Source organism: Micromonospora profundi (genome assembly GCF_011927785.1).
GTDB classification, from domain to species: domain Bacteria; phylum Actinomycetota; class Actinomycetes; order Mycobacteriales; family Micromonosporaceae; genus Micromonospora; species Micromonospora profundi.
Window position 1 is genome coordinate 1640391 of the sequence record NZ_JAATJK010000001.1, and the last position, 25979, is coordinate 1666369.

The 25979-nt window shown below is 70.9% G+C and carries 22 protein-coding genes and 1 pseudogene; 11 read left to right on the forward strand and 12 right to left on the reverse strand.

Annotated elements, in window-relative coordinates; genetic code table 11:
• The first annotated feature begins 1 nt into the window (after position 1).
• Entirely contained in the window at positions 2-1747 is a 1746-nt protein-coding gene (locus F4558_RS07045) for a hypothetical protein (protein WP_167943564.1), read from the forward strand.
• 36 nt (positions 1748-1783) lie between these two features.
• On the opposite strand, the gene F4558_RS07050 is transcribed toward F4558_RS07045, so the two are convergent.
• Entirely contained in the window at positions 1784-2527 is a 744-nt protein-coding gene (locus tag F4558_RS07050; protein ID WP_053656551.1) for an SDR family NAD(P)-dependent oxidoreductase, read from the reverse strand.
• A gap of 1129 nt (positions 2528-3656) precedes the next feature.
• On the opposite strand from F4558_RS07050, the gene F4558_RS07055 reads away from it, so the two are divergent.
• The 5 genes from F4558_RS07055 (at position 3657) to F4558_RS07075 (ending at position 6939) form a co-directional block, all read left to right on the forward strand.
• Positions 3657-4475, forward strand: a complete 819-nt coding sequence (locus F4558_RS07055) for a MerR family transcriptional regulator (RefSeq protein WP_053656918.1) — start codon at positions 3657-3659, stop codon at positions 4473-4475.
• A gap of 87 nt (positions 4476-4562) precedes the next feature.
• On the forward strand, positions 4563-4943 hold the full coding sequence (locus F4558_RS32330) for a hypothetical protein (RefSeq protein WP_369814806.1): 381 nt from the start codon (positions 4563-4565) through the stop codon (positions 4941-4943).
• Positions 4865-5173, forward strand: coding sequence for a nuclear transport factor 2 family protein (locus F4558_RS07065; RefSeq protein ID WP_369814807.1), 309 nt, complete (start codon positions 4865-4867; stop codon positions 5171-5173). Before F4558_RS32330 ends, F4558_RS07065 begins: the two co-directional genes overlap by 79 nt.
• A 118-nt stretch (positions 5174-5291) precedes the next feature.
• Positions 5292-6131 carry an SDR family NAD(P)-dependent oxidoreductase gene (locus F4558_RS07070; protein ID WP_053656554.1) on the forward strand — a complete coding sequence of 280 codons (840 nt, stop codon included), beginning with the start codon at positions 5292-5294 and terminating at the stop codon, positions 6129-6131.
• A 127-nt stretch (positions 6132-6258) separates the two neighbouring features.
• Positions 6259-6939, forward strand: a complete 681-nt coding sequence (locus F4558_RS07075; RefSeq protein WP_053656556.1) for a GntR family transcriptional regulator — start codon at positions 6259-6261, stop codon at positions 6937-6939.
• An 81-nt stretch (positions 6940-7020) separates the two neighbouring features.
• On the opposite strand, the gene F4558_RS07080 is transcribed toward F4558_RS07075, so the two are convergent.
• Positions 7021-7914, reverse strand: a complete 894-nt coding sequence (locus tag F4558_RS07080) for an acetoacetate decarboxylase family protein (RefSeq protein WP_197281555.1) — start codon at positions 7912-7914, stop codon at positions 7021-7023.
• 225 nt (positions 7915-8139) lie between these two features.
• Between F4558_RS07080 and F4558_RS07085 the strand changes: the two genes are divergently transcribed.
• Positions 8140-9159, forward strand: a complete 1020-nt coding sequence (locus tag F4558_RS07085) for a 1-aminocyclopropane-1-carboxylate deaminase (protein ID WP_167943565.1) — start codon at positions 8140-8142, stop codon at positions 9157-9159.
• 37 nt (positions 9160-9196) lie between these two features.
• Here F4558_RS07085 and F4558_RS07090 read toward each other — a convergent pair whose 3' ends face one another.
• Positions 9197-10033, reverse strand: coding sequence for an MBL fold metallo-hydrolase (locus tag F4558_RS07090; RefSeq protein ID WP_167943566.1), 837 nt, complete (start codon positions 10031-10033; stop codon positions 9197-9199).
• 221 nt (positions 10034-10254) lie between these two features.
• Here F4558_RS07090 and F4558_RS07095 point away from each other — a divergent pair, with 221 nt between their 5' ends.
• The 4 genes and pseudogenes from F4558_RS07095 (at position 10255) to F4558_RS07110 (ending at position 15117) form a co-directional block, all read left to right on the forward strand.
• Positions 10255-11079 (forward strand): alpha/beta fold hydrolase, encoded by an 825-nt coding sequence (locus tag F4558_RS07095; protein ID WP_053656560.1) that lies wholly within the window; start codon positions 10255-10257, stop codon positions 11077-11079.
• Positions 11080-11302: 223 nt separating this feature from the next.
• The gene (locus tag F4558_RS07100) at positions 11303-13159 is read left to right on the forward strand and encodes a putative glycosyltransferase family protein (protein WP_167943567.1); all 1857 of its coding nucleotides are present in this window, start codon (positions 11303-11305) and stop codon (positions 13157-13159) included.
• Between the two features lie 42 nt (positions 13160-13201).
• Entirely contained in the window at positions 13202-14269 is a 1068-nt protein-coding gene (locus F4558_RS07105) for a glycosyltransferase family 2 protein (protein WP_157552622.1), read from the forward strand.
• A gap of 130 nt (positions 14270-14399) precedes the next feature.
• A pseudogene (locus F4558_RS07110) lies at positions 14400-15117 on the forward strand (alpha/beta fold hydrolase).
• Between the two features lie 29 nt (positions 15118-15146).
• On the opposite strand, the gene F4558_RS07115 reads toward F4558_RS07110, so the two are convergent.
• From F4558_RS07115 to F4558_RS07155, 9 genes are all read right to left on the reverse strand, one after another.
• Complete coding sequence (locus tag F4558_RS07115; protein WP_167943568.1) at positions 15147-15632, reverse strand: hypothetical protein; 486 nt, start codon at positions 15630-15632, stop codon at positions 15147-15149.
• A gap of 110 nt (positions 15633-15742) precedes the next feature.
• Positions 15743-17722, reverse strand: a complete 1980-nt coding sequence (locus F4558_RS07120; RefSeq protein ID WP_053656934.1) for an acyl-CoA dehydrogenase family protein — start codon at positions 17720-17722, stop codon at positions 15743-15745.
• A 148-nt stretch (positions 17723-17870) separates the two neighbouring features.
• Positions 17871-18896: a phosphotransferase family protein gene (locus tag F4558_RS07125; protein WP_053656568.1), complete on the reverse strand. Its 1026-nt coding sequence runs from the start codon at positions 18894-18896 to the stop codon at positions 17871-17873.
• Between the two features lies 1 nt (position 18897).
• Positions 18898-19665, reverse strand: coding sequence for an SDR family oxidoreductase (locus tag F4558_RS07130; RefSeq protein WP_312877284.1), 768 nt, complete (start codon positions 19663-19665; stop codon positions 18898-18900).
• A gap of 29 nt (positions 19666-19694) precedes the next feature.
• Positions 19695-20147, reverse strand: coding sequence for a MaoC family dehydratase (locus F4558_RS07135; RefSeq protein ID WP_167943570.1), 453 nt, complete (start codon positions 20145-20147; stop codon positions 19695-19697).
• A complete protein-coding gene (locus F4558_RS07140; RefSeq protein WP_167943571.1) occupies positions 20144-20899 on the reverse strand; it encodes an SDR family oxidoreductase in 756 nt (251 codons plus the stop codon). The genes F4558_RS07135 and F4558_RS07140 overlap by 4 nt, the downstream gene beginning before the upstream one ends.
• Positions 20892-21683, reverse strand: a complete 792-nt coding sequence (locus F4558_RS07145) for an SDR family oxidoreductase (RefSeq protein ID WP_053656576.1) — start codon at positions 21681-21683, stop codon at positions 20892-20894. Before F4558_RS07145 ends, F4558_RS07140 begins: the two co-directional genes overlap by 8 nt.
• Before the next feature lie 10 nt (positions 21684-21693).
• Positions 21694-22668, reverse strand: coding sequence for an NADPH:quinone oxidoreductase family protein (locus tag F4558_RS07150; RefSeq protein WP_167943572.1), 975 nt, complete (start codon positions 22666-22668; stop codon positions 21694-21696).
• A 29-nt stretch (positions 22669-22697) separates the two neighbouring features.
• On the reverse strand, positions 22698-25976 hold the full coding sequence (locus F4558_RS07155) for an acetyl-CoA carboxylase family protein (protein WP_209273211.1): 3279 nt from the start codon (positions 25974-25976) through the stop codon (positions 22698-22700).
• Positions 25977-25979: the final 3 nt, after the last annotated feature.

Below are 25979 nucleotides of genomic sequence, written 5' to 3' on the forward strand. Positions count from 1 at the left end.
GATGTCTTCTGTCACCTCATGGACCCGGCTCGAACCGGGCGCTCGTAGCGACGATCTCGCCCCCGGCCTACAGGCCCGGATCCACGACCCGCTCTGGATGCTGGCCCGGCAGTGGCAGCTGGGGGAGTTCACCGGCGAGGACGCCGGCTCCCCGGTGTCGGTACGCCTGCGGGCGGAAGTCGCGCCGGTGGCCCGCTACCGCCCGCACGGCGGGACCGCGCGGCCCTACGACCGAAACCGTCCACTGGAGACGGCCGTGGAGGCGGGCTCCTCCGGTCGCCTCACCGACCTGCGGATCGCGGCCCGGGCCGGGCAGCACTTCCTGCGGCTGCTCGGGGGAGACCCGGCGCTGGCCGCCTACCGTGACCGCTTCGCGGCGGCGTACCCGCTGAACCTCGACGACGGCGGTGACGGCCCGCTCGACCCGCAGAGCCGGCGCTGGCTGTCGGTGCTGGGGCCGAGGACGCCGAGCGGTGCCCAACTGCTGCCGGATCTGCGCGCCCTGGCCGACAACGGCACGCCACCGACCCGAGTGACGGTGGCCTTCGCGGACCAGCGCGCGATGCGGTCCAGGGCCCGGTCCTGGCTCACCTGGCTGGACTCGCTCGGGCTCACCCCGGACGGCACGGACACGGCGCCGCCGGCCTGGGACCCGTCCAGGATGGAGTACCGGTTCGAGGTGGCGGCCCACTCCGGCGGTGTCGACACGGTGTTCTCCGCACCCGAGTACGACGGCGGCAGGCTCGACTGGTACTCGTTCAGCGTGGACACCGGTGCCACACTGCCGGCGGCCGATCCGATTGAGGAGCCGGTCGAGGAGATCGTCCGGACCGTCCTACCGGCTCCGGCCGGCTACCCGGGTATGCCGGCGGCGCGCTGGTGGGAGTTCGAGGACGCGCGGGTGGACTACGGGCGGGTCGAGGCGGAGCCGACCGACCTGTCCCGGCTGCTGCTCATGGAGTACGCCACCGTCTACAGCAACGACTGGTACCTGCTGCCGCTGACCCTGCCGGTGGCCTCCGTGGTGCGGATCGGGTCGCTCGTGGTCACCGACACCTTCGGGTTCCGGACCCTGATCCGCCCCGCCGGTGCGCTGCCCGGCGACGGCCAGGACTGGAGCCTGTTCCGGCACACCGTCACCGGCCCGCGGGCGGCGGCAGGTGCGCGGTCGGACCGCTTCCTGGTGGCACCGGCGATCGCCGACAGCCTGGAGGCCGAGCCGGTGGAGGAGGTCCGGCTCTTCCGGGACGAGATGGCGAACGTCGCGTGGGCGGTGGAGACCATTGTGGCGGGGGCGACCGGCCGCCGGGTACGCCGGCACGAGACGACGGAACTGACAGGCGCCGGCGCTCCGACGGGCTCCGGCGGCTCAGCGGTGGGGCCCGGCGCGGCGGGAGCCGACCACTACCGGCTGGCCACCAGCGTGCCGGAGCACTGGTTCCCGCTGCTGCCTGTGGAACCGGTGCGGGGCGCCTACCTGTTGCGCCGGGGCAGCGTCCCCCGACACGACGCGGGCCACACCGTCGACCCCCGGCCGCGGGGCGAACTGCTGGAACCGGGGCGCGACCTGACGATCCACTCGGAGGAGGTGCCGCGCGAAGGGCTGCACGTCACACGCGTACACCAGCGGGCACGCTGGTCGGACGGGTCGACGCACACCTGGATCGGCCGCCGGAAGCGGCCGGGGCGCGGCGAGGGTTCGAGTGGCCTGGTCTTCGACGTCGTCGAGCAGGGCCCGGCGGGATAGGCGCGGTGGGCCGCCACCGGCTCCGGCCGGTGGCGGCTACCTCTCGACGGCCGAGAATCCCCTGAAGAAGCCGCCGGTGGGCCCGCCGTCGGGGAGGGTTGCCAGCCACACCGCCGCCGAGGCGAGTGGCGTGGGGGGAACAGCCCGCCCGGTCAGGATGCCCGCCCGTTCCGGAGTGCAGGCGTTGACCAGGATGCCGTCGTCGGCGAGCTCGGCGGCGAGCATGCGGGTCAACGTGTTGACCGCGGCCTTTGACAGTCGGTACGCCGGCAGACCGCGCCCCGGCGGTGGAACGCCGTCACCGTCGCTGGACATGTTGACGATCCGGCCGTACCCACAGGCCCGCATCAGGGGCACGACGGCCTGGGTGAGTCGCCACGTGCCGAGCAGGTTGGTGTTCAGGGTGCTGACCACCACGTCCAGGTCGACGGCGGTGGCGTCGATGTCGTCGTCGTCGAGGAGCACTGCAGCGTTGTTGACAAGCACGTCGCAGCGACCGAGCCGCCGGTCCAACCAGGACGTGAGCGCCGCGACACTGTCCGGGTTGGTGATGTCCAGCTGGCGGACCGCGACCCGGTCCGCGAGGTCACCCAGGGACTCGATCGCGTGACGGCCGCTCTCCACCGAGCGGCTGCCCAGCACCACGCGCATGCCGCGCTCGGCGAGCATTCGGACGACCTGAAGCCCCAGCCCGCGGTTGCCTCCGCTGACGAGCGCGACCCTGCCGTCCTCCGGCTCTGGCGACGAGGGCGGTGACTCGGCCGGCCAGGCGACGTACAACGCTGGGGATCCTGCGGGTGCCCGCTTCCGTGCTCTCGGGGTGCGGCGCGCCATCGCGCGGCCGCTGTCCTCGCCGTCACTCGGGGCGGGCTGGTCACCCCTGGGCCTACTCTGGCGCGTAGCGTCGTCCAGTGAAGTTCCACGGGTCATCGGATGTGGTGCGGCTGCCTGACCGTCATGCAGCCCCCTTCGGTGTTCGGCGTACTGGAAGAGTCTAGGTGGCAGGTTGGATAGCAGCCTGTTATCGCGACACTACCATCCGGATTCGCCTATTTGTTAAGTCAATTGAATCAAGCCAAGGCCTGCTCGTGCACGGGAAATCGGTCGGTGCCCCTGCAGCTCTGGTCGTCGTCGGCTTGGCTGACGAGGGCATGGGCGTGTCGTCGGAATAGACATGCGCGGCGCGTCGTCGAACCTGCGCGCGGTGCCGTGAGCTCGGCGCGACACGTCACGTGGTAATGAGTCGTGGCGTAATGCTCGCATACGCTCGCCGCGTCGCGCCGCCCGGCCGCAGCCCGCGGTGAGGTCGCCCGCGAGCGTGGGCAGCAGGGCGTCGAGCAGGGCCGGCTCGGTGCGGACGGCGGTCGGAAGGCCGCCCATCTCAGCGCCGGTGGGATGCCACCGCCGGACGCTCTGCTCGACGAGATCGTCCACAACGGTGTCATCGTAGGTGCCGCTCCCGGCTGTTCGGCCGGCCCTCAGCTTGTGCTGGGGCGCCCGTCGCCGCCGCGCCAGATCGAGCCGATGGCGCTGGCCTCACAGGCAGCGCCCTGATAACCAGTCGGAGCGCGGACCGCGCCGTGATGGCTGCGGATGCCGGGCCGCGAAGCCCAATCGAACCGAATAGGGTTCTGTCTATCTGGTCACACTCCATACCGTTGTCCATGACAGTTGCGCGAGCAAAGGTGGTGATGACGCGCACCGCGGGCCTGAGAACGTTCTTCGACAGGCAACTCAGCGCGGACAGCAATTCAGGAGGCATCTCGGCATAGGTAAGAGAATTCACACCGTCACCGGCTTGACTACGGCCAGTATCACGGCATCGGTCCAACCCGCGAAGCCATCGTCACTCGGAGTACGGAAAGGATGCCGTTGCGGTCGTGCCGGCCCGAGGATGGACACTGTGACGATGCGAAAGGGCCTGACCATCGGCGAGTTCGCCACCGTGAGCCACCTCAGCGTGCGGACCCTGCGCCGCTACCACGAGGCGGGCCTGTTGGAGCCCGCGACGGTGGACCCGCACACGAACTACCGGTACTACCTGCCCGACCAGATCGCGACCGCACAGGTCATCCACCGGCTCCGCCAGCTCGATGTGCCGCTGGCCGAGGTCAGGTCGATCCTCGCGACGGACGACACCGCACAGCGCGCCGAGCTCATATCGGGTCACCTGCGGCGACTCGAGGCCGAACTCGACCGCACCCGCGCCGCCGTCGTGTCGCTGCGCCAACTGCTGCACCCCGACGCCGCGGCGCTCGACGTCGACCTGCGGTCCGTGCCCGCCCGGACCGTGGCCGCCATCCGCGAGCAGGTTCGGCAGGAGGACGCGCTCGCCTGGTTCGACACGGCAATGGACGAGCTGGACGAGGCGTTCCCGCCCGCCGAGCGCAGCGGGCCTCCCGGCGGGCAGTACACAAACGAACTGTTCACCGACGGAGTCGGCGTCATGACGGTCTTCCGGCCGGTGCGCGAGCCCTGCGGTGGGGGCCGGATCGAGGTGGTCGAGCTGCCGTCGGTCGATCTCGCCGTGACCGTCCACCCGGGGTCACATGACGACATCGACGTCACCTACGGCCGCCTCGGCGCGTGGGTGGTCTCCCACGCGCTGGGCGTCGCCGGGCCGGTCCACGAGACGTACCTCGCCGGCCCCCGGGACACCGGCGACCCCACGCGGTGGCGCACCGAACTGGGCTGGCCGGTCTTCCGCGTAACCCCGCCTGACGCCTGACGGGCCGAGTCGACAGGGTGGCGCGGCGGTAGCACCTACGCTCGAAGCGTGATCGGACGCCGGCGTGAACTCGCCGCCGTGCACCGGATGCTGGACCGCGCGGTCGCCGGTGCGGGGGGTCGCCTGATCGTGGTGGGACCTCCCGGGTCGGGGAAATCCGTGCTCGGCGACGCGGCGGCGGACCTTGCCCGGCAGCGTGGCCTGCCGGTCGAGCGTACGACCGCGGCTGGCCGCACGGGTGCCCGGCTGGTGCTTCTGGACGACCTCGACCAGGAGAGTGAAGCGGCTCACGCCCTTGACTCTCCCGCTGGGGGAGACCTGACGGTGGGGACATGGAAACGAACGCAGGCCGAGGCAGCGTCATCTCCTGGGACGAACTTCCGGCCCCGATCGCGGCGTACCTTCCGGCGCACCAGGCCCGTGACACGGAGACCGCGATCAGCGCCTTCGCCGCCGACGCCGAGGTGACCGACGAGGGCCGCACCCACCGGGGCCGCGACGAGATCCGGTTCTGGCTGGACAACGGGGCCAGCGAGTACACGTACACCACGGAGTTCGTCGGCGCTTCCCGGACGGGGGAGGGGCATGTCGACGTGCTGCAGCACCTGGAGGGGGACTTCCCGGGTGGGTCGGCCGACCTGCACTACCGGTTCGACCTGGAGGGCGCCCTGATCCGCCGGCTGGTGATCGAACCGTAGCGGCGACGCCGCAACCTTCCCTTGACCCTCTCCCGAGGAGAGGGTCGACGATTCGTGGGTGCCGCGGGCTGGTCAGCCGGCCACCGGTGCCTCTTCTCAGGCGAGGAACACACCAAGAATGAAGACCTGGTTCATCACTGGCGGCACCCCGGGCGGGTTCGGCATGGCGTACGCCGAGGCCGCGCTGGACAACGGTGACCGTGTGGCGTTGACGGTGCGCCGGCCCGAAGAGCTGCGTCAGTGGGCGCAGCGGTACGGCGAGCGCGTCCTGATCCTGCCCCTGGACGTCACCGATCCGACGGCCGTCGAGCAGGCCGTGGGTGCGGCCGAGGAGCACTTCGGCGGCATCGACGTGCTGGTGAACAACGCGGGCCGAGGCTGGTACGGGTCGATCGAGGGCATGGCCGACGCCGACGTCCGACGCATGTTCGAGCTGAACTTCTTCGCCGTACTGTCGGTCATCCGGGCCGTCCTTCCCGGGATGCGTGCCCGAGGCAGCGGCTGGATCATCAACATGTCCTCGGTGGCGGGGCTGTGCGGCATCGACGGGTTCGGGTACTACAGCGCCTCCAAGTTCGCGCTCGAAGCCGTCACCGAGGTCCTTCGCGCGGAGGTCGCGCCGCTGGGCATCCGGGTGCTGGCGGTGGAGCCCGGCGCCTTCCGCACCCGCGCCTACGCCGGCTTCGCCGACGATGCCCTTCAGGAGACCATCACGGAGTACCTGCCGATGCTCGACAACGTCCGCAAGGCCATGATCGACGAGGACGGTAAGCAGCCCGGTGACCCGCAGCGTGGCGTACGAGCGGTGCTGGCCGTCATGGCCCAGGACGCGCCTCCGCACCGGCTCGTCCTCGGCAGCGCCGGATTCGACGCGGTCGTCACCACGCTCGAGAGCGCCCTCGCCGACGTCCGCGCCTCCGAAACGCTCGCCCGGAACGCTGACTTTCCCGGCGCCTGAAGGGGCCAGCGAAATGGTGTACGCGCCGTCGGGACGGCGAAACCAAGTCGCGCCGCTTGATTGACGCTGTTGAGTAGTGGCGATCCCCTCGTTGACGGTTGGTTCCACGCGGTGTGGAATATGTTGCATGCCGATCCCCGAGCGTCAGGGTGTCATCCCGCGTGCCCTACTGCGGGAAAATGCGTTCCGGACCATCCGTGACGCGATAGTCGACGGCACCCTGGCGCCGGGGGAGCGGCTCAACGACGCGGAGTTGGCGCAGTGGCTCGGGGTGAGCCGCACCCCGGTGCGCGAGGCGCTGGCCCGGCTGGAGGAGGCAGGCCTGGTCCAGACCAAGCCCGGCCGCTACACGATGGTCACTCCACTGGACGTCCAGGCCGCCCGGGCGGCGCAGTCGGTCACCGCGGCGATGCACGAGCTTGCCGTACGTCAGTCGGTGCCCAATCTGTCGCCCGAGGAGATCGAGACGATGCGGGCGGCCAACCGGCGGTTCGCGGAAGCACTGCACACGGGCGATGTCGACGCGGCGATCGCCTCGGACGACGAATTCCACTGCGTCACGGTGACGGCCTCCGCCAATTCGGCGATCTCCTCGGTGCTGGAGCAGTTCACGCCGATTCTGCGCCGGCTCGAACGGCTCCGATTCTCCTCGCTGAACGCGCGCGACTCGGTTGCCCTGCACGACCGCATCATCGATTTCTGTGCGGCCGGCGACGCCGAGCGGGCAGCGTTGGCCGCCCGCGACAACTGGTTGAGCCTGGATCCGCTCTTCGATGTCGAGTGCCCGGACGACCCGCCCGCGCAGTGAGCGCATCGGGCCCGTCGTCTGTTCCGCCCCTGGAAGGGGCGGAACAGACTCGGCCGCGGTGCCGTCAGTCCCGGGCTGTCCTCACAGGATGCGGAGGTCGTTGACGGTGTAGGACAGCGAGCCGCGGAATCCCACGCCGACCCGCCTCGGCGTGAGGTCCGCGAGTTCTTCCCGGGGCGCCGGCAGGAATCGCAGTTCGCCTGTGCCGATCCAGGTGTTCGCGAACTTCAGGTTGGCGAGCACCGACATGGTCAGCTCGTGTACGGCCGGGTTGTCGTGCTGCCCGGCGGAGAGTCGCGGGAAGTGACGCAGGTTGACAAGGGGGCGCGTCAGCGCGGGCAGCCGGTCCGTGGTCCGGTCGAGAGTCACTGTGGTCTCGGCCAGACGCCGGCCACCGGCGGACATGACCGCCGCGAAGCGGCCACCCTTACCGACCGTGGGCGCGGCAGGACTGTCGATGGCGAAGGCTCGGGTCTGACGGATGGAGCCCATCTTCTTGGGGAATCCCTGCACCCAGCCGCGCGCGAGCGAGGCGTCGTTGTCCACCCAGATGAAGGGGCACCAGGCCACCGGGGTGCCCTGCCACTGCGCGTCGAGCAGCACCAGGAACTCCGAGTACTGGCTGAACGGCGGGTCGAGGTAGTCGTCGGTGGCACCGTTGAACTGCCAGTCGATGAACACGGCGTAACCGTGGCCGGGGTTGGCCGGATCCGGGTCGAGGCCGGTGGGCAGGGATGCGGCGGCCGCCTCCGGGCTGGTCCAGAACTCCACGCCGACGGCGTCGCCAACGTAGTGCCACGGTGGCTTGCCGGCAAGGTTGGCCACGCCACGCGGGCTCAGCGGATAGGTGTAGCCCTTCAGTCGCTCGGGCGTCGCCGGGGTGGCGTTCGCGCCGGCCGGTGTCGACGCCGCGATACCGACAGTGGTGCCCGCCATCGCGGCAAGCACGGCGCGCCGCTGAAGATTCTTTTCCATCCTGGTCCTTCCGTGGGTCAACTTCCACCTACCTGACGCCACGGAGGGCCAGTGGTTCATCGTTGTCTCTCCCGGATCCTTGACAGGCCCCGAGTGGCACGCAATATATTGCATGCCGGAGCGCCCGTGACGCTGGCGGAGCGGCGGCCAATCCGCGTCGTCTCGCCTGATCTGACTCTCCGTCTCGTGAGCCGCTCCAGCTCCGGATCCTGTGGAAGGAACGACATGCCCCTCGACGCGTTCGAGCGTTACCCGCTGCTGTTCGGCCCCAGCCCCATCCACCCGCTGGACCGGCTCAGCGCGCACCTTGGTGGCGCGCGGATCTGGGCGAAGCGCGAGGACTGCAACAGTGGCCTTGCCTTCGGTGGCAACAAGACCCGCAAGCTGGAGTACCTGCTTCCGGACGCGCTGAAGCAGGGTGCCGACACGCTCGTCAGCATCGGTGGAGTGCAGTCCAACCACACCCGTCAGGTGGCCGCTGTCGCCGCCCGGGCGGGGCTCAATGCCGTCCTCGTCCAGGAGAGGTGGGTGGACTGGCCGGACCCGGTAAACGACAAGGTCGGCAACATCCTGCTGTCACGGATCATGGGCGCCGACGTACGCCTCGCGCCGGCCGGTTTCGGCATCGGCTTCAAGCAGAGCTGGCACGAGGCTCTCGACGACGTCCGTGTCGCAGGCGGCACACCGTACGCGATCCCGGCCGGCGCGTCCGACCATCCGCTCGGCGGCCTCGGTTTCGCGAACTGGGCCTACGAGGTGCAGCAGCAGGAGCGTGAGCTCGGCGTCTTCTTCGACACGATCATCGTGTGCAGCGTGACCGGCAGCACCCACGCCGGCATGATCGCCGGGTTCGCCGGTCAGGACCGGCCGAGGCGGGTGCTCGGCATCGACGCCTCCGCCACGATCGACGAGACCCGGTCCCAGGTGGCGAAGATCGCCCGCAACACCGCCGAACTCATCGGACTCGGCCGTGACCTGCGCGACGACGAGATCACCGTGCTGGAGGGCTGGGCCGGCGACCTTTACGGCATCCCCGTGCAGTCCACTCTGGATGCCATCCGGCTCACCGGCCAGCTCGAAGGCGTGATCATCGACCCGGTGTACGAGGGGAAGTCGATGGCCGGGCTGATCGACCTCGTCCGCAACGGCGACATCCCCCGGAACTCGAACGTCCTGTACGCGCACCTCGGCGGACAGCCGGCCATAAACGCCTACAGCAGTGTGTTCGAGCAGCACCTGACGTGACGCCCCGCCGATTCGAACGGGACCACCGCCGCCCCGGCTAGGAGGGCTGCTTCGCCCGCTTCGCGGCGCCCCAGAGCGAGCCGGGGTTGAGCCGCCGTGGATACCTGTCGAGCATCGCGGCGTACAACTCCTCGGCCGTCGCGGTGCGGGCGTCGAGCGCGTCGAACTCGCGCAGATAGGCTGCCGTCTCGGCGAGAATTCCCGGGTCGTCGGGCAGGTCCGGATTCCCGTGCCCGGCCACCACTGCGGCCGGGTCGAGGTCACGCAGCCGATCGAGCGTCGCGGCCCACTCCCGCCGTGTCGCGGCAGTGGATTCGGACTGGTACGGGTGGGTGTCGTTGTAGGCGACGTCGCCGGCCGCAATCAACCGAAGCTCGGGCACCCAGACGACAGTGCTGCCCGGCGTGTCGGTGAAGCCGGTCTCGACGATCTCCAACCGCTGACCGTCGAGTTCGAGGTGATCGTCGGCAAGTGGTTGCGGAGTGGTCAGCCGGGCCGGGATCTGACCGGGGAACAGCCGTTCCCAGAACGAACCCACCATGTCGGTCCCGGCCTGGACCTCCGCCGCGGCAGCGGTCGCCTCGGTGGCCACGGCCCGCACACCCGGGAACGCTTCAGCTATCTGGCTCAGGCCGAAGAAGTGGTCGCCGTGGCCGTGAGTGACGTAGACGTGGGTGAGCCTACGGTCAAACGACCGTATCCAGTCAATCAACTGCTGGTTCTGCTCCACCGTGACGTAGGTGTCGATCAGCACCGCGTCGCTGGCACCCAGCACGAGCGTGGCGGCGTTGCTGACCCACAGAAGGTCCTGCGGGCCGTACGGCAGGTCCCGGGTCAGACCGGGCCGGCGTACGTGGTGAACGGCGTACTCCATGGCAGCTCCCCGGTTCGTGATCAGGACCCGTCGGCACTTCCCCACCCGGCCGCACCTTATGCGTGCGGATCCCGCGCGAGCGCGCCGGCCGCCGGCGCGGAGGGCGCGCTCTCCGCGCCGGCGGCTGCGGTGACGCGACAAGGGTCAGCAGTCAAATGGCAGATGCCCGCTGGCGTCCTCGGCCGGCAGTCTCGTCGGAAAGATCCGACTGAGGAGGTCCGATGGCCACGATCGACGCTTTCGACGGCACGCCGATTTTCTACAAGGACTGGGGATCGGGCCGGCCGGTCGTGTTCAGCCACGGCTGGCCGTTGAACGCCGACGCCTGGGACGCTCAACTCCGGCTCGTCGCGGACAACGGCTTCCGCGGCATCGCCCACGACCGCCGTGGTCACGGCCGGTCCGGGCAGCCCTGGAACGGCAACGACATGGACACGTACGCCGACGACCTCGCGGCGCTGATCCAGGAGCTCGACCTCAGGGATGCCGTGCTCGTGGGTCACTCGACAGGCGGTGGCGAGGTGGTCCGGTACCTCGGTCGGCACGGTACCGGCCGAGTGTCAAAGGCCGTGCTGCTGGGTGCGGTGCCGCCGTTCCTCCTGCAAACCGCTGACAACCCGGAGGGCGCGCCCATCGAGACCTTCGACAGCATCCGGAACGGCGTGGAGAGCGACCGCTCGCAGTTTTACAAGGACCTGCCCACCGCGTTCTACAACGCCAATCGCGAGGGCGTCACGATCTCGGACGGCACGCGCGACGCCTTCTGGCTGGCCGGCATGCAGGTGGGCCTGAAGGCCGCGTACGACTGCGTCGCCGCGTTCTCGGAGAGCGACTTCCGCTCCGACCTCCCCACGATCGACATCCCGGTCCTGGTGGTGCACGGCGACGACGACCAGATCGTGCCGGTCGCCATCTCCGGCGTGAAGACCGCCGAACTGCTCAAGGACGCGACCCTGAAGGTGTACGAGGGTGCGCCGCACGGCATCGTCGGCAGCCCCTACCAGGCGAGGTTCCACGCCGACCTGCTGGACTTCATCACCTCGTAGCGGCGGTCGCGAGCGCAGCCGTACGCCGCGTGGCGTTTCTCAGGGGGTGGAGCTGACCCCGGCCGGGTTTGTGGGGATCTGGCCGGGGTCGGTCTCCGTGGACCGCCGTTCGCCGCACCGAGGGTGCTCCTCGACCGATATCGTGCCGACCGCCTACCGTGCGTGGATCCACGACTCGGACAGCCGATGGACAAGGTCGAGAGGATTGCGGATCATCTATTTCATGACAACCCGGTCGACCGGCGCCCCACCAACAGACGAGCACGCGAAACCCGAGCAGGCCTCCGATGACCGGAGACCTGGCGATCGGGGTCGATGGCGCTGGCCCCGCCTGGAGTGGACAGTGGCGACGCTTGGCAGTCTGCTGTTGGCGGTGGTGCTGACCTGGCCGACGCTGCGACACCCGGCGACCACGATCCCCGGCGACCTCGGCGACCCGACATTGCAGGCCTGGCAGGTCGCCTGGTCCGGGCACGCTCTGCTCAGCGACCCCACCAACCTCTGGAACTCCAACACGTTCTATCCGGAGAGATACACGTACGCCTACAGCGACACCCTGCTCGGGTACGCCCCGTTCGGGATGCTCGGCTCCGGCTTCGAGGCCGCCGTCATCAGGTACAACGTGCTCTACGTGCTGCTGCACGCGCTTGCCTTCCTCGGGGCGTACGCGCTGGCCCGGCAGCTCGGGGCCAACCGGTGGGGCGGGGCGTTCGCGGGCATCGCGTGGGCGTACGCGCCGTGGCGGCTGGCGCACTCCGGCCACCTGAACATCCTGTCCAGCGGGGGGATCGCGCTGGCCCTGGCGATGCTGGCCCGTGGCCACGGTTGGTCGCTGCGCCACGGATACCGGCCGGAGCGACGACGCCCCGGCTGGGCACTTGCCGGGTGGCTCGTCGCCGCCTGGCAGATCAGCCTCGGCTTCGGCATCGGGCTGCCGCTCGTCTACTTCCTGCTGGCCGCCGTGCTCGTGGCGGCCGGCTGCTACGGCTGGTCGTGGTGGCGCAAGCGGGAACGCCCGCCGTTCGGCCGGCGACTGCTGCTCGCGGACCTGGGCGGTGGGGCCGTCTTCGGCGCGGTGACGCTGCTGCTCGGCCTCGTCTACCTGCGGGTGGTCGACCTCAATCCCCAGGCCGAGCGAACGCTGGACTGGACGAAGATGTTCTCGCCTCCGCTCATCGGTTTCGTCACCGCGCCAGCGGACTCGTGGCTGTGGGGCGAGCGCCACGCCGCCGCGCGGGAGCAGCTGTCCTGGCCACCGGAGATGGCGCTGCTGCCGGGGATGACCGTCATCGGGTTGGCGGCGGCGGGGCTGTTCGTCTCGGCGTTCCCGTTCCGGCACCGGATCGCGCTGGGGCTCGGCGTGCTCGGCACCGTGCTGCTGGGCCTGGGCGCGACCCTCGGCGGCGACGGGGATCCCGGCTACCTGACGCTGTCCACGCTCCTGCCCGGCTGGGACGCGCTGCGTACGCCGGGCCGGATGATGCACTGGACGAGCCTGCTGCTGGCGGTGCTGGCCGCCGGGCTGGTGACCGCGCTGGCCCCGTCGTCGGACAAGGCGTCGGACAAGGCGTCGGAGCAGCCCTCGGACCAGTCGTCAGCCCCGCCATCGGACCCGCTGCCGGACCAGTCGTCGCCCCGGCGCTGGACGCGGATGCTCATGCCGGTGCTCCTGCTGGTGCCGCTGGCCCTTGTCACCCTGGAGGGCGTCAACCGGACACCTCACCCGACGGTGCCACGGCCGCCGGCCGCGATGCAGGCGGCGCCGGAGCCGATGCTCGTGCTCCCTGCCGGCGGTGTGGGCGACCTGACGGTCATGCTGTGGACGACCGACGGGTTTCCCCGGGTGACGAACGGGCTGGGGGGCTTCGAGCCGGTCACCCAGGCGCAGACCCGGATCGCTGTGGCGTCGTTCCCCGACGCGGGCAGTGTGGCGTACCTGCGGGGGATCGGCGTCCGGTCGGTGCTGGCCGTGCCGAGCCGCGCCGCGGGGACGCCGTGGGAGGGTATCGAGGCCCGGCCCGTGGACGGGCTCGGCATCACCCGGGAGGATCATGATGGTGCGCTTGTCTACCGCCTCTGACCGACCGCGTGCCGACGGAGGCCCGCGCGCGGGCCGGGCGGGGTGACGACGATGCGTCTGTCAGTGGTGGTGCCCTGCTTCAACGAGGAAGAGTCGGTGGAGCGGCTGCACGAGAGCGTGACCGCCGCGCTCGCCGACCTGTCCGACGTGGAGATCGAGGTGGTGTACGTCGACGACGGCAGCGAGGACGGCACCCTCGCGGCGCTGCGCCGGCTCGCCGCCGCCGACCCCACCGTCTGCTACACGTCGCTGAGCCGCAACTTCGGCAAGGAGGCGGCGATGCTCGCCGGCCTGCAACGGGCCACCGGCGACGCGGTCGTCATCATGGACGCCGACCTCCAACACCCGCCCCGGCTGCTGCCCGAGATGGTCGCGCTGTACCGGCAGGGCTTCGACCAGGTGATCGCCCGCCGGGACCGGCGTGGTGACCGGTTCATCCGGATGGTCGCCTCCCGGTCCTTCTACCGGGTGGTCAACTGGTGGATCGACGTACGCCTCCAGGACGGCGCGGGTGACTTCCGGCTGCTGTCGCGGCTCGCGGTGGACGCGATCCTGGCGATGCCGGAATACAACAGGTTCTCCAAGGGCCTGTTCTCCTGGATCGGGTTCCGGACGGTGGTGGTGGCGCATCAGAACGAGACCCGTCAGACGGGAAAGAGCAGGTGGACGCTCAGCAAGCTGTTCAACTACGCGTTCGACGGCCTGCTGTCGTTCAACAACCGGCCGCTGCGCCTGGCGATCTACGGCGGCCTGTTCCTCACCCTCATCGCGGTGGCCTACATGGCCTGGGTGGTCGCCGACGCCATCGAGAAGGGCATCGACGTTCCGGGCTACACCACGATCATCGTCAGCGTGATCGGGCTCGGCGGCATCCAGATGATGATCCTGGGTGTGATCGGTGAGTACATCGGCCGGATCTACTACGAGACCAAGCGCCGACCGCACTACCTGGTGCAGGAAACCGAGCGGCTGGCCGCCGAGGCAGGCGAGGGGCCACGGCTGCCGACCCAGCACGCGGCGCGATCGACGGAGGCGGGCAGGCGGGCCGTTCCGGTCCCGGAGGATCCGGCCCGACGCGACCCCGAGGGCGGCCGGCCGGCCGGTCCCTGACCGGCGTCCTGCCCGCAGGGCACGGCTGACGGCCACAGGTGGAGGGGAGGTTTCACTTTCGCGTCCTGGGTATTCATGCGGACCGCCGCGGCCGGCGGGTGGACCAGCCACGACGTGAGGAGCGCACGCCATGACCGATCCGCAGCCCACAATTGTCCTCGTCCACGGCGCGTTCGCCGAGTCGGCGAGCTGGAACGGCGTGATCGATCACCTAGGTGCCGCGTACGACGTGGTGGCCCTCGCCAACCCGCTGCGGAGCGTCCCGTCCGACGCCGCGTACCTGCGGGACGTGATGGGCTGGATCGGCGGCCCGGTCATCCTCGTCGGTCACTCCTACGGCGGCATGGTGATCACGCAGGCCGCGGCCGACGATCCGTCGGTGCGAGCCCTCGTGTACGTCAACGCCCTCGCACCGGACACCGGCGATTCGGCGCTGTCGCTGTCCGGGAAGTTCCCCGGCAGCACGCTTGCCGACACGCTCGTGCAGTATCCGGTGTCCACTGGCGGTAACGAGGTGGCGATCGGCCAGGACCGCTACCATGCGCAGTTCGCTGCGGACGTGTCGGACGACATGGCCGCGCTGATGGGCCCGGACCCAGCGGCCGATCACCGAGCAGGCACTGGGCGACGCGCTCTCCGGCGACCCCGCCTGGCGATCGCTGCCCAGTTGGTTCGTGTTCGGCGACGCCGACATGAACATCCCGGTCGCCGCGCACCGGTTCATGGCCGAACGCGCGGCAGCTCGGGGTCAGCGTGAGGTCGCCGGCGCCTCCCACGCGATGGCGGTGTCCCAACCGAGCGAGGTCGCCGAGACGATCATCGACGCGGTCCGTGGCGTGGGTGGCTGACGAGCCCCACGAGCGGTGGCACCGGCCTCTCAGCGGTCGAGACAGCCGAGCTGGTCGCCGAGTTCCGGCGGGATGCCGAAGGGGCTGCACTCCAGCGCGCTGCCCTCACCGAGCTTCTTCCACTCGCCGTCGGCGTACGTGAAGAGCAGCACCCCGTCGCCCTGTTGCGTGGGGTCGACGGCGATCACGCCGGCCGTGGCCCACTGCCCGGCGCACCTGATGTGATCGGGGTCGATCCGGTGGGTGGTGCTCGCAAGCCCCGACGCCCGCTGCAGGGTCGCCGCGCTGACCGGACAGATCTTCGTGCCGGCACCAGGCGACGCGGCGGCGGGCGTAGGCGACGCGGCGCTGCGGGTCGGTGCCGCGTCGCCGGTGGCCGAGGGCAGCGCCACACCAGAGGTGGGTGTGGCGCTCGCCCCGGCAGTGGGGGAGGAGGCGCTGGTGCAGGCCGCCAGGCCGGCCAGGCCCGCCAGTAGGGCGACGGGCGCGAGGGCGCGGAGCGCGGTCGGGGTCATTGTTCCTCCGGGATCGGCAGGGGCGGCGATTTCCCACAACACGTCCACCGGTCCACAGAGGTTGCGATCGACGCGCTGTGCGTCCGATCTCCGACTCGGTGACGCCGCCCCTACGCCGCGGCCGCGTGGGGATCGCCGGCGGCGTCATGCGCTGCCATGGTGTCCTGCCGGCGTGGTTCCTCGCGCAGCATCGTGCAGTGCAGCCACGCGTCCGGGATGGCGAAACCGTCCACGAGCGTGCGCATGTACGGGCGCAAATCCTTGAGCAGACTGTTCACCACCGCGGTGATCGCCTTGGCGCGGGCCGGGGTGAGCCGGCCGTGCTCCAGGAACCAGCCCTTGTTGGCCTCGATGACGCTGAGGGCGTACAGGTCGCAGACCCGGGAGAGCAGCGCCTGGACCGCCGGGTCCGCGGTGTCCTCGATGCCGGCGACGAACGCCTCCAGGGTGACGCGGTCGATGTGCGCGGCGGCGACGGTGAGGACGTGGTCCTGGACGTCGTTGAAGATGTCGAAGGGGCGGTCCTTCTTCGTGGTCGCGCCACCGCGCAGGCGGCGGACCGCGCCGTCCAGGAGGTGCTTCTCGCGGTCCTCGAACGCCTTGAGTTGCCAGCCCCGGTCGGTGACGGCGACCTCCTCGTCGCGGCCGGGCACGGCGCCGATGAGCCGTTCGATGAGCGACCGCGCGGCGGTGCGCTCCAGCACCATCTCGCGGACCTGCTCGGCGACGAACGAGGCGCGCCCCCAGCCGTCCAGCGAGCCGAACTCGTCCCGGTAGCCGGTGAGCAGCCCCTTGGCGACCAGTTGCAGCAGCACCGTGTTGTCGCCCTCGAACGTCGTGAAGACGTCGGTGTCGGCCTTCAGGCTGGGCAGCCGGTTCTCGGCCAGGTAGCCGGCGCCGCCGCACGCCTCGCGACACGTCTGGATCGTGCGGGTCGCGTGCCAGGTCTGTGCGGCCTTGAGACCCGCCGCCCGGGACTCCAGCTCCCGTTGCCGGTGCTCGTCGACAGGCCCGTCGCTGCCCTGCACCTCGTGCAACGCGGCTACCAGCTCGGCCTGCGCGAAGTGCAGCGCGTACGTGGTGGCCAGGGCGGGCAGCAGTTTGCGCTGGTGGGCAAGGTAGTCGTTGAGCAGCACCTCGCGGTCGGAGTCGGGCGTGCCGAACTGGCGGCGGATGTCGCCGTAGCGCACCGCGATGGCAAGCGCCGACTTGGTGGCCGCCGCCGCGGCACCGCCCACGCTGACCCGTCCACGGACCAGGGTGCCGAGCATCGTGAAGAAACGGCGGGAGTCGTTCTCGATGGGGCTGGAGTACGTCCCGTCCTCGGCGACCTGACCGTAGCGGTCCAGCAGCATGTCGCGGGGCACCCGCACGTGGTCGAAGCTCAACCGGCCGTTGTCGACACCGAGCAGACCGGCCTTGGGGCCGGCGTCGCCGATCGTCACGCCGGGCAGCGGGTTGCCCTCGGCGTCGCGGATCGGGACCAGCCACGCGTGTACGCCGTGCCCCTCACCGTTCGTGATCAGCTGTGCGAAGACCACAGCCATCCGTCCGTCGCGGGCGGCGTTGCCGATGTAGTCCTTGCGGGCCGCCTCGTGCGGGGTGTGCAGGTCGAAGGTCTGCGTCTGCGGGTCGTACGTGCAGGTGGTGCGCAGCTGCTGGACGTCGGAGCCGTGACCGGTCTCGGTCATCGCGAAGCAGCCGAAGATCGTGCCCGAGATGATGTCCCGGAGGTAGGCGTCGTGGTGCCGACGGGTGCCCAGGGCGGCGACCGCGCCGCCGAACAGGCCCCACTGCACGCCGGCCTTGACCATCAGCGACAGGTCGACCTGGGCCAGCATCTCGGTGGCGACGATCGAGCCGCCCACGTCGGATCCGCCGCCGTACTCGGCGGGAAAGGCCGACGCGATGCCCAACTCGACGGGGAGTTCGCCGAGTAGCCGGGTGATCCGCTCACGTGCCTGATCGCCTGTCTCGCCGTACACCGGAAGGAAGCGCTCGTCGAGGTGCTCCCGATGCGCGTGGCGGACCTTTGCCCACGGCCCGTCGAGCGTCTCCTGCAGGCGTGTGACGTCGATGCGATCGGGCATGGTCACCCCTCCGGTGCGGGACATATACGTACAGTCTGGACCCGATCAAGACTACCGGGTGGTCACAGCGGCCTACCGGAGAAGACCACGGTGAAACATGACACCATCCTGCGACGTTTGACCCGGCCTGCGTGCGGGATCGCCCCGTTCAGTCGGCCAGCCCCGTCTCGTACGCCACCGACCAGGCCTGAGCGACGAGACGGTCGACGACGGCACGGTCCGGCAGGGAGCCCGGCAGCGCGGCGTTCGCCGGTTCGTCGAGCGCGCGGCGGTACACGCCCTCCAGGATGATGGCGACCTTCCACAGGCCGAGCACGTGCCAGAACGGCAGCGCGGCCAGGTCACGGCCGGACCGTTCGGCGTACGCGGCGCTCACCTCGGCTCTTGACGGGAACCCGGGCAGGCGGGAGGCGTTGAACAGGCCCAGGGGCGGGTCGTCCGGCTCCTGCCAGTAGGCGAGCAGGCTGCCGAGGTCGGCCAGCGGGTCGCCGAGAGTGGAGAGTTCCCAGTCCAGCACCGCGCGGACGGCACCGGACGACGGATCGACGATCTGGTTGACCAGGTGGAAGTCGCCGTGCACGAGCACCAGGTCGCCGGGCTCGGGAATCCGATCGTGCAGCAGGGCTGTCAGCTTCTCCACTTCGGGCAGTTCACGGGTACGGCTGGCGGCCCACTGCCGGGACCACCGTTTCAACTGCCGTGGCGCGTACGGGGAGTGGCTGGCCAGGTCGTGCAGGCCCACCTCGGCCGGGTCGACGGCGTGCAGGTCGGCGAGCACCCGGCCCAGTTCCAGGCCGACGGCGCTGCGCAACTCGGGCGTCATGGCCGCCGCGGTCTCCACCCTGTCCACGACGAGGCCCTCGACGTGCTCGACGATCAGCACCGGGACATCGGCCACCTGCTCGTCGCGGCACAGACCCAGGACGCGGGGGACCGGCACGTCGGTCCGGCCCAGCGCGGCGAGGATGCGGTGCTCGCGGGCGACGTCGTGCGCCGAGGCGAGGAGGTGCCCGAGCGGCGGCCGGCGGGCCACGGCACGCCAGCCCGCCGCGTCGGTCAGCAGATAGGTGAGGTTGGACTGGCCGAGGCCGATCCGGGTCGCGGTCAGCGGCTCGACCACGGGCTGCCCCGACTGCCGTAGCCAGCGCCCGAGCGCAACGACATCCACTGCCATCTCAGGCGCCGACCGGCTCGACAGCGGAGCCGGTGAGCAGTTGCCCACCGTCGACGAGGACCGTCTCACCGGTGATCCAGGACGCCGAGCGGGAGGCCAGGAAGACCACCAGCTCCGCCACGTCGAGGGGCTCGCCGATCCGCCCCAGCGGTGTCACAGCGTTCACGTCGGCCTCGTTCTCCTTCCACAGCGCCTCGGCCAGCCGGGTCCGGACCACTCCCGGCGCGACGGCGTTGACCCGTACCCCGGGTGCCAGTTCCAGAGCCAACTGCCGGGTCAGGTGGATCAGTGCCGCCTTGGAGACGTGGTACAGACCGAGATCGGGGCTCACCGCCAGCCCGCCCAGCGACGCCACGTTGACGACCGCGCCACCGTTGTCCCGCATCCACAGCCGCCAGGCCAGCGAGGTCCACAGCACCGGACCCCACAGGTTGACGTCCATCAGCTTCGCGAAGCGCCCGTGGTCCTGTTCGACCACCGGCCCGAACGCCGGGTTGGTGCCGGCGTTGTTCACCAGCAGGTCGATGCGTCCGAAGCGTTCCAGTGTGGTCTCCAGGCACGCCTGGGCGCGGTCCTGGTTGGTGACGTGCGCGCCGAAGCCGAGCGCCCGCTCGCCGAGCGTCGCGGCGGCGGCTTCGGCGGCCTCGGCGGTGCGGGCTGTGAGCACCACGTTCCCGCCCTGCTCGTGCCAGTGGCGGGCCACGGCGAGACCGATCCCGCGCGACGCGCCGGTGACCACAGCGGTCCGGCCCTCGAAAGAATTCTGCACGCGATTCGCTCCTGTTTCTGAGTTGCGGATCAGGGGACGAGCAGCGAGATGGCGGCGACCACACATGCTGGCGGTCCGCCCGTCTCCAGGTCGATCTGGATGTCCGAGGTGACCTGGAAACCGCGACGGGCCTCGTGCACACCGGTGAGGGTGATCCCGGCACGGATCCGCGACCCGACGGGCACCGGCGCGGGGAACCGCAGCCGGTCCGAGCCGTAGTTCACGCCCATGCTCATACCGTCCACCCGGTACACCTGTGCGGCCAGCGTCGGAATCAGGGAGAGGGTGAGGAAACCGTGCGCGATCGTCGCACCGAACGGCCCGGTGGCTGCCCGCTCCGGATCGACGTGGATCCACTGGTGGTCGCCGGTGGCCTCGGCGAACGTGTCCACCTGCTGCTGCGTGACGAGGTGCCAGTCGCTGTGCCCCAGGTGCTCGCCGACGGCCGCGCGCAACTCCTCGATGCCCGTGAAGACCCTCATCGCTGCGGCCCGCCCGCCACGTCGAGCACCTGACCGCTGATGTAGCCGGCCCGTTCCCCCAGGAAGAACGAGACCGCCTCGGCGATGTCCTCCGGCTGCCCCACCCGGCGTACCGGAATCCCGGCGGCCGCCTCGGCGATCAGCTCGTCGAACGGGCGGCCGATCCGCCGCGCGGTAGCGGCGGTCATCTCGGTCTGCACGAAGCCGGGCGCCACCGCGTTCGCGGTGATGCCGAACGGGCCCAGCTCGACGGCGAGCGTCTTGGTCAGGCCCTGAAGCGCCGCCTTCGCCGCCGAGTAGTTCGCCTGGCCACGGTTGCCGTACGCCGAGGTGCTGGACAACGACACGATCCGTCCCCACCGCTGCTGGACCATGTGTGCCTGCACCGCCCGGCTCATGAGGAAGGCGCCCCGGACGTGCACTCCGAGAACCGTGTCCCAGTCCGCTGAGGACATCTTGAACAGCAGGTTGTCACGCAGGACGCCAGCGTTGTTCACAAGCGCCACCGGCGGGCCCAGCCGCTGCGCGATCTGCTCGACACCGGCCACGACTGCCGCCTCGTCGGACACGTCGGCGACCACCGCGTACGCCGGAACGCCCTTCTCGCCCAGGTCGGCCACCATCTTGTCGCACCCGTCGGCGTCCAGGTCCCACACGGCCACGGCGAAACCGTCAGCGCCGAGCCGGGTGGCCACCGCCGCCCCGATTCCGCGTGCCGCGCCGGTCACGACAGCTACCTTGCGCTCAGCCATTGTGGGTCACCGCCGCGTCGTCGAAGCGCTTCTGGAGCTTGCGCATGCCGGTCAGCCAGGCGTCGGTCCGGCCCGCGCGGGTCTCGTAGTACCGCTGCACCTCGGGGTGCGGCAGGATCAGGAACCGGTCGTCGTGCAGCGCCTCCCAGACCACCTCGGCGACCTGCTCGGGCTCCAACGCGACGTCATGGCTCAGCAGATCCCGGAACTCGCCCGAGTCGTCGAGCATCTTCGTCCGTACCCCCTGCGGGCAGAGCGCCTGGACGGTGATGCCGCGATGCCCGTAGGTGACCGAGAGCCACTCCGCGAACGCGACGGCCGCGTGCTTCGACACCGAGTACGGCGCGCTGCCGAGCATGGTGAGCAGTCCCGCCGCGGAGGCGGTCACCACGAACCGGCCGCCGCCGGACTCCAGCCAGTCGGGGATCAGCGCGCGGGCCGCACGGACGTGCGCCAGGACGTTCACCTCGATGGCGGTGTGCCAGTCGGCGTCGGGGGTGTCGATGCCCTTTCCGACACCCACTCCGGCGTTGGCGAAGAAGATGTCGACGCGTCCGGCGGCGGCGCTCAGCAACCGCCCCACGCCCTCGTCGGTCGACACGTCGCCGCCCACGGCGACGCCGCCGACCTCGGCCGCGACCCGCTCGGCTGCGGCGGAGTCCAGGTCGCCGACGACGACGCGGGCACCCTGGGCTGCCATTTTCCGGGCGATCGCCCGGCCGATACCGTTGCCGCCGCCGGTGACCACCACGCACCGGTCGCGGACCAGATCCTGTTCACTCATGGGTACGTCCTCAGATGGGGTTGTTGACGAGCACGACCTTGCCGACGGTGCGGCGGTCGCCGAGGTTGGCCAGGGCGGACGGGGCGGCGCTCATCGGGAGCACCTCACTGACCAGGGGGTCGACGAGGCCCTGGTGCCACAGCTCGACAAGCCGCTCGTGGGTGCTGGCGATCACTGCCGGGTTCTTGACGTGGTACAGCCCCCAGTACAGGCCGACAACGCTGTAGTTCTTGATCAGGGCGTGGTTCGTGGGCGCCTGGGCGATCCGGCCGCCCGCGAAGCCGACAACGACGATCCGGCCCTCGAAGGCGACGCACCGGCGGCTCTTGTCGAAGACGTCGCCGCCTACCGAGTCGTAGATGACGTCCGCCCCTGCCCCGCCGGTGACCTCCTTGACCACCGGCACGAAGTCCTCCGACAGGTAGTCGACGACCACCTCCGCGCCGAGGTCCCGGCACACCTTCACCTTGTCCGGTCCGCCCGCCGTGGCGATCACCCGGGCGCCGGCGGCCCTGCCGATCTGGATCGCCGCCGACCCGACGCCGCCAGCCCCGGCATGCACAAGCAGCCACTCGCCGGGTTGCAGGCGGGCGCGCGTGTGCAGGCCGACGTACCCCGTCTGGTAGGTGATCAGCATGGAGGCCGCCTTCTCGGCGGGCATGTCGTCAGGGATGGCGAACACCCGGTGCGGCGCGACGACCACCTGCTCGGCGAGCCCGCCGTACGGCAACTCGGGCGCGGCGAGCACCCGTTCGCCGGCCCGCGGCCCGTCCACGATGCGCCCGCACACCTCAGCGCCGGGCGTGAACGGGAGCGCCGGCTTGTCCTGGTACTCGCCCCGACACAGCAACACGTCGGGGAAGTTCAGCGCCACCGCCTCGACAGCGACCCGGAGGGCGCCGTCGGGTGCCGGGGGCTGCGGCACGTCGGTCCACTCCAGAACGTCCGTGGGCTCGCCCAACCGGGTCACCTGCCACGCCTTCATCCGACCTCCTCCTCGTCGTGCCGGCCCGGTCACCATGCGGGGACCAGGGGTCGCTTCTTCCCGGACCGGGGTGCTGGCGGCGGAGCCGCGTCCAGCACGCCGACGATCCGGTTGCGGGTCTGCGCCGGGTCGATCACGTCGTCCACCTCGAACACGCTCGCGATGTTGAGCGCGCTGCCGCGCTCGTACATCTGCGCCACCAGCCGCTGGTAGAGCGCCTCGCGCTCGTCCGGGTCGGTGACCGCGTCCAGCTCCTTGCGGTAGCCGAGCCGTACCGCGCCCTCCAGGCCCATTCCGCCGAACTCGCCGGTAGGCCAGGACACTGTCAGCTCCGGCTCGTAGAAGCCGCCGCGAGCCATTGCCTGCGCGCCCAGCCCGTACCCCTTGCGCAGCACCACCGTCACCATCGGCACGGTCAGGCTGGCGCCGGCCAGGAACATCCGGCCGAAGTGCCGCACCTGCGCGCTCTCCTCGGCCGCCGGGCCGACCATGAAGCCCGGTGTGTCGCACAGCGAGACGATCGGCAGATCGAACGCGTCGCACAGCTCCATGAACCGGGCCGCCTTGCTGCCGCCCTCGGCGTCGATGGCACCGCCGAGGTGGCGCGGATTGTTGGCGATGAGCCCCACCGGGCGGCCCGCCACCCGGATCAGCGCGGTGATCATGCCGACGCCGTGCTCGCGCCGGAGTTCCAGCACCGAGTCCCGGTCGGCCAGCGTGTCGATCACGGTACGCACGTCGTACGTGCGCCGCCGGTTCTCCGGCACCGCGTGGCGCAGCGCCCGCTGGTCCGGCTCCTCCCAGGTGTCGAGCCGACCCTGGAAGTAGGAGAGGTACTGACGGGTGGCGCGCACAGCCGCCGCGTCGTCGGGGACCACAAGGTCGACAACGCCGTTGACGGCGTGTACCGCTGTCGGCCCGATCTCCTCCGGGCGGTACACGCCGAGGCCGCCGCCCTCGATCATCGCAGGTCCGGCCATCCCGATGTTGGCGTCCGGGGTGGCCACGATGAAGTCGCTGCACGCGACGAGGGCGGCGTTGCCGGCGAAACACTTGCCGGTCACCACCGACACCGTCGGCACGAGCCCGCTGAGCCGGGCGAGCAGGGCGAACGCGCGGGTGTCCAGGTTGGCCACGCCCGGGTTCTCGGTGTCGCCGGGGCGCCCGCCGCCGCCCTCGGCGAACATGACGACCGGCCACCTGTTGCGTTCGGCAAGCTCGAAGAGCCTGTCCTTCTTGCGGTGCCCGTTGTAGCCCTGGGTGCCGGCCAGCACCGTGTAGTCGTAGGCCATCGCCACGCAGCCGGTGCGGTTGATCTGGCCGACACCGGCCACCAGGCCGTCGGCGGGGGTCCGGTCGATCAGGTCGTCGAGGCTGCGCCGCGCCCGCTGGCCGGCAAGGACCAGCGAGCCGTACTCGGAGAAGGTGCCCGCGTCGCAGAGGTCGTCGAGGTTCTCCCGGGCGGTGCGGTGCCCTCGGCCGTGCCGCTTCGCCACGGCGTCCGGCCGCGCCTCGTCCCGGGTCTTGTGCTGCCGGTCCAGGACGCGCCGCAGGTCGGGGCGGATCAGGTCCGGGTCGGCCTCGGCCACCGTGTCGACAGTCGTCGCCGCGACCTCGCCGGCCAGCAGTGAGGCGAGCAGCGTGCCGGGGTGCACGGTCTGGCCGACGGCCACCGGCAGCCGGTCCACCACGCCGCTCGCGCCAGCCACGACCTGGTGTTCCATCTTCATCGCCTCGAGCACCACCAGGACGGACGTCGCTGTCACCTGGTCGCCCTCGGCAGCCGGGACCGCGATGACAGTGGCCTCCATGGGTGCCCGGACCGCGATGCCGTCCGTGGCCTGCTCCGGCTCGGGTGCGGCGGCCGGATCGACGTCGGCGCCGGGGAACCACAGCGGCTCCCGGGCCGGCGCGGTGGCCAGGCCGGCGGCGTGCTCGTCGAGGAAGGCGGTCGTCGCGGTCCCGTCGGTCACCTCGGGGTGCTCCAGAAGCCGCCCCAGTACGCCCAGATTCGTGTCCACGCCCTCGACGCGGAACTCCGCGAGCGCCCGGGACGCCTTGCGCCGCAGCACCGACGGGTCACCGCCGGGCTCGTGCACGACCACCTTGGCCAGCAGCGAGTCGTACCCGGTGCCGACCCGGTAGCCGGCGTAGCCGTGGGTGTCGGTGCGTACGCCCCGGCCAGCGGGCGGGTCGAAGGCGGTGAGTACGCCGGTGGCGGGCAGGCTGCCGCCGTCGGGGCGGACCGTCTCGGTGGTGACCCGCAGCTGGATCGCCGTTCCGGCAGGCTTCGGCGCGGGCCCGTCCAGACCGATGTCGGCGAGGCTCGCTCCAGCTGCCAGGCGCAGCTGGATCTCCACGAGGTCGACGTCGAACACCTGCTCGGTGACCGTGTGCTCGACCTGCAGGCGCGGGTTGGCCTCCAGGAAGACGAAGTCGTCAGTGCCGACGAGGAACTCGACGGTGCCGACCCCGCGGTAGCCGAGTCCGGCGGCCAGGCGTACCGCCGCGTCGTGCACCGCGTCGCGTAGTCCAGCGGTCAGTCCGGGCGCCGGGGCGAGTTCCACCACCTTCTGCCGGCGCCGCTGGAGGCTGCAGTCCCGGTCGCCGAGGGCGACGGCCGCGCCGGTGCCGTCGCCGACGATCTGCACCTCGATGTGCCGGCGGCCGGTGAGCAGCTGCTCGGCGTAGAGGGTGCCGTCGCCGAACGCGCCGAGCGCCTCGGACCGGCAGCGCTCGAACGCGGCGGCCAGGTCGGCCGGGTCGGTGACCGGCCGCATCCCGCGCCCGCCGCCACCGGCAACGGCCTTGAGCATGATGCCCTCCGGCGCGCCGGCCAGGAACTTCGCCGCTTCGTCGAACGTCGCCGGCCCGGTCGCCGGCACCACAGGGATACCTGCCGACTCCGCCGCCGCGCGGGCTGCGGTCTTGTCGCCAAGCACCCGCAGCACCTGCGGCGCCGGACCGACGAACACCAACCCGGCCTCGGCGCAGCGGCGCGCGAACTCGGCGTTCTCGCTCAGGAACCCCCAGCCGGGATGCACGGCCGTGGCTCCGGCCGCGTGGGCGGCCTCGATCAACGCGTTCTGATCGAGGTACGCCCCGACTCCGGCGCCGGGCAGCGGCACCGCCTGGTCCGCCCGGCGTACGTGCAGGCAGCGGTCGTCGTCGGCGGCGTACACCGTCACCGACGGCACGGCGAGGTCGGCGAGCGTCCGCAGCACACGGACGGCCACCTCGCCCCGGTTGGCCACCAGCACGCGGTCCGGGTAGATCCCCACGGTCAGCTCCTCTGCCTTGTCGCCCACGCC